The sequence below is a fragment of the Halomonas heilongjiangensis genome, from assembly GCF_002879645.1.
Lineage (GTDB): Bacteria > Pseudomonadota > Gammaproteobacteria > Pseudomonadales > Halomonadaceae > Halomonas > Halomonas heilongjiangensis.
On sequence record NZ_PNRE01000102.1, the window covers coordinates 1 to 7456 of the forward strand.

The 7456-nt window shown below is 67.0% G+C and carries 11 protein-coding genes; 2 read left to right on the plus strand and 9 right to left on the minus strand.

Features of this window, described 5'->3' with window-relative positions:
- The 5 genes from C1H66_RS21340 to C1H66_RS21360 all read right to left on the minus strand — a co-directional run.
- Positions 1–1660 (minus strand): Ig-like domain-containing protein (locus C1H66_RS21340; protein WP_146010762.1); only part of this gene is annotated, 1660 nt, incomplete at its 3' end.
- A 307-nt stretch (positions 1661–1967) separates the two neighbouring features.
- The gene (locus C1H66_RS21345; protein WP_102629886.1) at positions 1968–2234 is read right to left on the minus strand and encodes an I78 family peptidase inhibitor; all 267 of its coding nucleotides are present in this window, start codon (positions 2232–2234) and stop codon (positions 1968–1970) included.
- Positions 2235–2398: 164 nt separating this feature from the next.
- A complete protein-coding gene (locus C1H66_RS21350; RefSeq protein ID WP_102629887.1) occupies positions 2399–2530 on the minus strand; it encodes an entericidin A/B family lipoprotein in 132 nt (43 codons plus the stop codon).
- Positions 2531–2634: 104 nt separating this feature from the next.
- A complete protein-coding gene (locus C1H66_RS21355; protein WP_102629888.1) occupies positions 2635–2766 on the minus strand; it encodes an entericidin A/B family lipoprotein in 132 nt (43 codons plus the stop codon).
- Positions 2767–2852: 86 nt separating this feature from the next.
- Positions 2853–3599, minus strand: a complete 747-nt coding sequence (locus C1H66_RS21360) for a sulfite exporter TauE/SafE family protein (RefSeq protein ID WP_102629889.1) — start codon at positions 3597–3599, stop codon at positions 2853–2855.
- 146 nt (positions 3600–3745) lie between these two features.
- Between C1H66_RS21360 and C1H66_RS21365 the strand changes: the two genes are divergently transcribed.
- Positions 3746–4168 (plus strand): HIT domain-containing protein, encoded by a 423-nt coding sequence (locus tag C1H66_RS21365; RefSeq protein WP_102629890.1) that lies wholly within the window; start codon positions 3746–3748, stop codon positions 4166–4168.
- Between the two features lie 3 nt (positions 4169–4171).
- On the opposite strand, the gene C1H66_RS21370 is transcribed toward C1H66_RS21365, so the two are convergent.
- The 4 genes from C1H66_RS21370 to C1H66_RS21385 all read right to left on the minus strand — a co-directional run bounded on the left by C1H66_RS21370 (position 4172) and on the right by C1H66_RS21385 (position 6835).
- Positions 4172–5197 (minus strand): nickel/cobalt transporter, encoded by a 1026-nt coding sequence (locus C1H66_RS21370; protein WP_102629891.1) that lies wholly within the window; start codon positions 5195–5197, stop codon positions 4172–4174.
- On the minus strand, positions 5188–5859 hold the full coding sequence (locus tag C1H66_RS21375; RefSeq protein WP_102629892.1) for a DUF1007 family protein: 672 nt from the start codon (positions 5857–5859) through the stop codon (positions 5188–5190). Before C1H66_RS21375 ends, C1H66_RS21370 begins: the two co-directional genes overlap by 10 nt.
- Before the next feature lie 62 nt (positions 5860–5921).
- The gene (locus C1H66_RS21380) at positions 5922–6281 is read right to left on the minus strand and encodes a hypothetical protein (protein WP_102629893.1); all 360 of its coding nucleotides are present in this window, start codon (positions 6279–6281) and stop codon (positions 5922–5924) included.
- Complete coding sequence (locus tag C1H66_RS21385) at positions 6278–6835, minus strand: hypothetical protein (RefSeq protein WP_102629894.1); 558 nt, start codon at positions 6833–6835, stop codon at positions 6278–6280. Before C1H66_RS21385 ends, C1H66_RS21380 begins: the two co-directional genes overlap by 4 nt.
- 130 nt (positions 6836–6965) lie before the next feature.
- Between C1H66_RS21385 and C1H66_RS21390 the strand changes: the two genes are divergently transcribed.
- The coding region (locus tag C1H66_RS21390; protein WP_146010763.1) for a glycerate kinase at positions 6966–7456 on the plus strand (491 nt) is incomplete at its 3' end.

The following is a 7456-nucleotide window of genomic DNA, read 5'->3' on the forward strand; positions in this document are numbered from 1 at the left end:
CAGTATCCAGCTCGAAGCCCACGACATTGGAGACACTGCCCGCGATATCCGCCGTGGCGCTGAACTCGCCATCCTCGATACCGTCAACATCGAGTGTCAGGGTGATGCTACCCGCAGCGATGTCGTCCACGGTCAGGGTATGGGTGGTCACGAAGGGGCCGCCGTCGCCCTCCACGGTGATCGTCAGTTCATCGCCTTCCTGGGCGCCGGTGTTGAGCAGCACCTGGGCCTCGACCCCGGCATCGAGCTCGTCGGCATTGACGAAGCCATCCGCCGCCGCTGCGATGGTCAGGATAGGATTCTCCTGAGCCTCCGCCTCATAGTCGGCCGTCGCCGGCTCGCTGGCATTGCCCGCCGGGTCGGTGGCGGTGGCGCTGACCTCACCACTCGGCTGGGCCGTCTCGGAGGTCACCTCGTAGCCACCGTCTTCACCGGCCACGGCTTCGCCTTCACTGCCATCCGGGAAGGTCACGGTCACCGTGCTGCCCGACTCGGCTTCGCCGCTGACCGTGACGGTGCCATCCTCGTTGGTGGTCATCTCGTCGATGCCGGGCGACTCAGGAGCCTCGGTGTCCAGCACGAACTCCTCCGCATCCGACGGTGCGCTTCCTTCTCCATCCACGGTCACCGTGGCGGTCACGCTCACCTCGCCTTCCGGAATGCCCTCCATATCCAACAGGATGGAGGCACTACCGGCGGCGATATCATCTGCGGTCAGGGTGTACTCGGTGGTAACCACCTCACCACTCTCACCTTCCACGGTGATGGTCACGGTGTCGCCTTCCTCTGCACCAGTGCCTGCCAGGCCCACCTCGGCCGTCACCCCCCCCTCGAGCTCCTCGGCATTGATAAAACCATCCGCAGCAGCCTCGATCTCCAGGGTCGGAGAGCCGTTGGGCTCGTCCACACCGACACCCTCCGGCACGGTCACGGTGACCGGGTCGCTCTGGTTGCCGTCGCCATCCTCGGCCACCACCGTGATCTCGTCCCCCCCTCTGACCGGCGGGTCCAGATCGACGGTGAAGTCGCCGTTCTCATCCACGAGGCCGTCACCGATCACATTGCCGTCGCTGTCGGTAACGATCACCGCGGTGCCAGGCTGCCCTCGGCCACTGATGCTCGAGCCATCATCGGCGAAGTCGAAGTCGGAGGGTGCACCGACGTCCGGATCACCCGGAGCCCGGCTGGAACTGCCGCCGGTAGATGAGCCCGATATCCCGGCGAGTACGGCAACCCCAGCCGCCGCAAACAGTCCTCCCCCGATACCATCACCCTCTCCCGCGGTGGCGGCCAGCCCCTCTGCCCCCAGTATCTCGAAGCCGGCCAGCTCTCCCTGGGGAACATACTGAGCCATCACCAGACCATCGGCCCCGGCAGGCGAAAGGTCGGCCAGGAGAACTTCACCGCTCTCGTCGACCAGATAGAGCTCACTGGCCCCCTCTCCGGCATCCACGTAGAAGTCGACGATCTTGAGCGTACGCCCATCCACCGTCTCGATGATCAGGTCGTTGCCATCCTGTGTCATCGAGACGATTTCGCGGGGTGTCAGGTCGAGCAGCACCTTGCTGGGCTGGTTAAGGACAAGATCACCACTGACTTCCCAAGCGACACTCTCAGTGACGTTTTCTGCCAGCAGGCTGGTCTTGGCAACAAAACTCATGGCTGGTCCCTCGCTCGGTGATTGAGTTGTCGTGTCAGGGGGCGCGATAGCCGACAACGGGGGCAGTCCGGCCCCTACGCATTACCACTGTAGCCAAGAAGTCCCAATTCACCTTAGTGTTTTTTCATTAGTCAGCAAACATCAAATGGCATGACAAATGTCATACCACCGGGATGAAAAACGTCAAGACGAGAGAAGATGAAATCGGCGTGCGCCGCCACCGGCCTGGCCGGTGGCGGGGTGGTTCAGGGTTCGATTCAGAGAGTCCAAGTCCAGAAGGGGCACACTGACGCCCCTGGGATGCGGGTCAACCGCAGCCGATGTCGGTGATCACGCCGTCCTCGTCCAGGCGGACATTGAGACGATCGCCACGGTACTCGAGGGTATGGGCCTCGCCGGGACGCATCACCCGGAGCACGCCGGCCCCGCTTTCGCGGCGGATCGAATCGCCCAGCGACTCGTCGTAGTGGCGACCCACGCGATCCTGGACACGGCCGGCCCCGCAGGCATCTCCCCCTTCGGTGACGCGGGGAGGCGGCGGAGCCGGTTCACGCGGCGCATTCGACTGCGTCATGGCCGTACACCCAGCCAACAGCAACGCTCCACCAATCGTCGAGAGGGACTTCAAGGGCATGATCATCGGGGGCCTCCTTGGCAGATGATGCAGGCAGTATACACATGAGAACGGGCATACCTGCCGGTATGCCCGCTCGATACTGACCCGACACCGACGGCTGATCAGTAAGTAGCATCCTGGACGGCTTCACCGCCGCGCTCGACATCCTGGCCGGCACCCTCGATGGTGTTGCAGCCCGTCAGCACACTGGCTGTCAGCAGCAGGGCGAAGCTCACGGCAATGGCTTTCCTCATGGCATGATCTCCTTGGCAAGGACGAGTCATCCATTCCTTGTCCGTGTCGAAATGGCCACTTCAGCCTAGCAGCCAAGCCATCGCCGTGCATCATGCCAGCGGGGTCATTCCGCCTGCCGCTGGATCGCCTCGCCTCCTCTCTCGATATCCTCCCCTGCCCCACGCATGGTGTTGCAGCCGGAAAGTAGCGACAGCGTGAACAGTGACAACATGAGGACGGCCAGCATGTGTTTCATATCGGACTCCTTGCTCCATGAGGGGCCTGTCATACGGCCCCGTACGCTTTCACTCTAGCACCGTCTGGCGGGAAGGAAAGGCGCCCTCAGCCGAGCAACAGTCGCAGGATGATCGCGGCGATCACGGCGATGGTCAGCCATTTGACCCACAGGGCACCGCGTGGGCTGACGTTCACCTTCACGCCGAGCCAGGCACCGAGCATGCTGCCCGCCGCCAGCACCAGGCCGAAGCCCCAGCGCACCTGGTCGTGATAGAGGAAAACCGCCAGCGCCGGCAGGGTATAGACCAGGATGATCAGCACCTTGAAGGCATTCACCTGGCCCAGGTCGATCCTGAGCATGCGGTAGAGCACCACGATGAACAGGATCCCGACGCCCACCTGGATGAAGCCGCCGTAGAGCCCGATGGCGAACATCGCCAGGTAGACCAGCGGGGTAAGGCGGTCGGCGGTCAGCGGGCGCGTGTCCAGGCGTGGCTGGGGCAACAGCATCAGCACCGCCGAGCCGGCCATCACGACGATCAGCAGGGTCTCGAAGAGGGCATCGCTGACCCTGAGTGCCAGCCAGGCCCCGAGCAGCGAACCGGCCACCGCCGGTACCGAGAGCCGCAGGCTCAACCCGACGTGATGGGCACCGGCGCGCAGGAAGCTGGCCACCGCCGTGACGCTCTGCAGCACGATGGAGACCCGGTTGGTGCCGTTGGCGACCTGGGGCGAGAGACCGAGAAACATCAGCAGCGGCAGGGTAAGCATCGAACCACCCGCCGAGAGCACGTTGATGAAGCCGGCCACCATGCCGATCACCAGCAGGGCCAGCCCCTCGAGAAGCGTCATGCGGGATTCCCTTCCACGTCGATCAAAAGGCGTCGCCCAGCATAGCCGGCGGATGCGCCAAGGGGAAATCGAGGCGTCGCGCCTGCCTGTCTGTGCCATGATGCTCATCAGGCAAGGAGAGACCCACGAGAACAAGGAGGCCCGTGATGTCCGATTTCGAACCGGATGCCCGCCTGGTGGAGGACAGCTACCCGGTGACCGAGCTGCCGCTGTGCCAGCTACGACTGATGAACGATGCCCGCTACCCTTGGCTGGTGCTGGTGCCGCGTCGCCACGGCATCAGCGAGGTGTACCAGCTCGACGACGCCGAACAGCAGCAGCTGTGGCGCGAGGCCACCGCGGTGGGGCGCGCCCTCAAGGAGTGCCTCCAAGGCGACAAGCTCAATATCGCCAGCCTCGGCAACGTGGTCGCCCAGTTGCATGTTCATGTGATCGTCCGACGCCATGGCGATGCGGCCTGGCCGGCACCGGTGTGGGGCCAGGGCGAGCCAGAGCCCTACGATCTGGACACCCTGGCCGCCATGCGCGATCAGTTGCTGGCACAGATAGAGGGGCTGGAACTCGCCTGACGCTCACCCCCCGAAGGGGTGGCGGCCTCCGCCTTCGCTGGCGGCGCGGCTGGGCGGCTCGCCCAGCAGGGGCGTACTCGTCGGCTGGCTGACCCCGGTGATCGACAGCGAGACGCCCAATGCCACGATGGCCAGGCCCCCGCCCAGGGCCGCCCAGCTCAACAGCCGGCCGGCACGGCCGGCTCTGCTCTGGCGGGCGAGACGACGCTCGGCCCACCCCCGCGCCACCACGCTGGCCAGTGCCAGCCCCGAGACCGTCAGCGCCGTACCCAGCGACATCACCAGCACCGCCGCCACCCCGACCGGAAACTGCCCCAGTAGGGTCGCGGCCCCCAGCAGCAGCACGCCGCCGCTGCAGGGCCGGATGCCGATGGCCACCACCGTGGCCAGGGCGGTGCGCCAGTCGCTCGCCTGCCGGGGGTCGACATGGTGCACGCCGCCACAGCAGTGCGGTGCGTGATCATGATGGTGATGGTCGTGCCCATGTTCAGGCACCTGGCGCTCTCCCGCCACCGCCGGTACCGGTCGACGCAGCTGGCGGATGGCGCGCAGGCAGAGCCAGGCCCCCAGCAGCGCCACCATCACGAAGCTCGCCTGCTCCACCCAGACCACGCTGCCCATGGCCTGGCGGGTCATCCAGCCCAGGCCATGGACCAGCACCACGACCAGGGTGATGGCCACCAGCCCCTGCAGCAGGGAGGCGGCGAACGAGAGCGCCAGGGCACGACGCACGGCGCCCCCCTGGGAGAGCAGGTAGGTGGTCAGCACCGCCTTGCCGTGACCGGGCCCGGCGGCATGGAAGACCCCGTAGCCGAAGCTGATCCCGAGCAGGGTGACCCAGGTGGCCAGCGAAGGAGTACCGGAGAGCTCGGTGATGGCCAGGGTCAAGGCACGGTGGAAGTCGCGCTGCCAGGCCACCAGTTGCAGGCTCAACGACTGGAAACCACCCAGCACGAACAGCCGATAGCCCAGGGCCGCCAGCAGTAACGCTCCTGCTGCCAGCAGCAGCGCTCTTCCCGTCAGCCGCATGTCACCTCCCCGGTTTCGGCGAAGTGACGGCCGAGCCCCGGCTCGGCCTCGTCGGTGACATCCAGCATGGCGGCCTCCATCACCCGCTCCGGGTCCGGATCGGGAGGGATGACGCCCGTGACACACTCCCGCCCGCTCACCACCAGGGCGTCGTCGAGGGGCTCGCCGTCCTCCTCCTCCTCGTGCACCACCTCGATGTAGTAGCTCGGGTCGAACACCTGGTAGCGCAGCGTCTCTCCACCCAGCGCCAGCGGCTCGGCCAGCGGCAGCAGGAAGACGAACTCGACCCGGCCGTCCCGCTCCATCACGGTGTACTCATCGACTTCGCCCAGGGCCACCTTCTCGTCATCCAGGCGCAGTTCGGTGAAATACCCCTGGGGCGCCAGGTTGTCGCGAATCTCCACACCCAGTTGGTCGAGGCCCGCCTCGAGCCCTCCCTCGCCCGCTGCCTGCCCGAGTTCCTCGAGCACCACCAGGCTGTAGAAGGGGTCCATGCGCCAGGATTGATGGAGGGCCTCCAGGCGCCCATCGTCATCGAACACGAGCCGCATGCGCAGGTCGATCCAGCCGTGGGGATGGGCCTGCACCGGGGCCGCGAGTGACAGACCGAGCGCCAGCAGGAACACGCCGGCGAGGCGATGGCGGAGCGTAGCAGATGTCATTGGCGAACTTGCCTTCATGGTGAGTCGAAACATGATGAGTCGAAAAAGGGATCCATGACACTTCAGGGCAAGAGTCCCAGCCGATCCTGGAGTTCCACGAGGAGGGGGTCGAGGGTATGGGGCGCCATGGGCCGCCCTCCCCGGCTGGCCGTGACGCCGACCCGACTGTCAGCGCCCTGCGCGCCGACCTGCAACTGGACCCGATAGCCGGGCCAGCGGGCCAGCACCGCCTCCACACGCGCCAGGTCGCCGTCGGCATGGCGAATCACATAGCCGCGATCCATCAACACCTCCATGGCCGCCGCCAGGGTGGCCTCCGGCGAGGCCGCGAAATCCAGCTCCCGTGGCTCGGGAGCCGGCACCGGTGTGACGCAGCCTGCCAGCCAGAGCATCGCCAGCATCACGAGCAGTCGCACCCTCATGGCGCCTCCCCTGCCGGCATGGCCTCGATGGCGCTGCGCAGGCGGCTGCAGAAGTCGGTGGCGCTGGCGCTTCGCGACTGGCGTCGCTCGCCCCGCCAGTCGAACACCTGGATGTCCCGGGACACGCGAACCTCCTCGGGGCCCGCCACCAGCGAAACCCGCTCCAGCTCGGTGGCATCGCGCGTCAGGCTGCTGGCGCCGCCGAAGCCCACCATGATCCCCACTCCGCTGGAGAAGCCACCACCACGGCGGCCACCCAGCCCATAGTGACCGAAGAAGCCGCTACGCTCCCAGGGGTCGTCGAAGTCGCCATACCCGGGCAGTATCCGGCTGCGCTCGGCACTGACCAACCCCAGCGACATGTCGGTATGGCGCACCAGGAAGCCCTCGGCCTCCAGCACCGACACGGCCCGGCGCAGCAGTGACTCGGGCGAATCGCCGCCGGCCGGCCAGCGACACTCGGCGGCCGGCCGAGGCTCGGCCATCGGCAAGGCGGAGGGAGCGGTCTGACAGCCGGCCAGCACCAACAACAGCGGCAACAACCAGAGGCGCATGGACAATCTCCCGATGGTGGATGCATGGCAGTGTACGCACGACGCCGGTAGAGTGAAAACGTTCCGGGGCTTCAGCACACCGCCTGCGCCCGCTAAGCTGGGGCGAGGATCCGTGACACGAGCGCCCCCAATGAAGATTCTCATCTGCCCGGATAGTTTCAAGGATGCCCTGTCGGCTGCCGAGGCCGCCCGCGCCATCGCCTGCGGCATCGCCCGCACCGGAGGCGAGGTCGTGACCCTCGAATGCCCGCTGGCCGACGGTGGCGAAGGCAGCCTGGATGCCCTGATCGCCGCCACCGGGGCCGAGCGGCGCCCGGCCGAGGTCCATGACGCCCTGGGTCGCCCGATCCGCGCAGACTGGGGCTGGCACCCGGCCAGTCGCACCGCCTATGTGGAGCTGGCCGAGGCCAGCGGCCTGCAGCAGTTGACCCCGGGCGAGCGCACCGCCCTGCACAGCTCCACGCGCGGCGTCGGCGAGCTGATCCGGGCGGCGCTCGATGCCGGCGCCGAGCACCTGCTGCTGACGCTGGGCGGCAGCGCCACCAACGATGGCGGCGCCGGGATGCTCGCCGCCCTGGGTGCCCGGCTGCTCGATGCCGAGGGCAGCGAGCTCCCCCCCGG

Excerpts from the sequence above, each read along its gene's own strand:
- C1H66_RS21345 (WP_102629886.1), bottom strand. The coding sequence starts at position 2,234 with ATGACGCAGTCGAATGCGCCGCGTGAACCGGCTCCGCCGCCTCCCCGC.
- C1H66_RS21350 (WP_102629887.1), bottom strand. The coding sequence starts at position 2,530 with ATGAGGAAAGCCATTGCCGTGAGCTTCGCCCTGCTGCTGACAGCCAGT.
- C1H66_RS21355 (WP_102629888.1), bottom strand. The coding sequence starts at position 2,766 with ATGAAACACATGCTGGCCGTCCTCATGTTGTCACTGTTCACGCTGTCG.
- C1H66_RS21360 (WP_102629889.1), bottom strand. The coding sequence starts at position 3,599 with ATGACGCTTCTCGAGGGGCTGGCCCTGCTGGTGATCGGCATGGTGGCC.
- C1H66_RS21365 (WP_102629890.1), top strand. The coding sequence starts at position 3,746 with ATGTCCGATTTCGAACCGGATGCCCGCCTGGTGGAGGACAGCTACCCG.
- C1H66_RS21370 (WP_102629891.1), bottom strand. The coding sequence starts at position 5,197 with ATGCGGCTGACGGGAAGAGCGCTGCTGCTGGCAGCAGGAGCGTTACTG.
- C1H66_RS21375 (WP_102629892.1), bottom strand. The coding sequence starts at position 5,859 with ATGACATCTGCTACGCTCCGCCATCGCCTCGCCGGCGTGTTCCTGCTG.
- C1H66_RS21380 (WP_102629893.1), bottom strand. The coding sequence starts at position 6,281 with ATGAGGGTGCGACTGCTCGTGATGCTGGCGATGCTCTGGCTGGCAGGC.
- C1H66_RS21385 (WP_102629894.1), bottom strand. The coding sequence starts at position 6,835 with ATGCGCCTCTGGTTGTTGCCGCTGTTGTTGGTGCTGGCCGGCTGTCAG.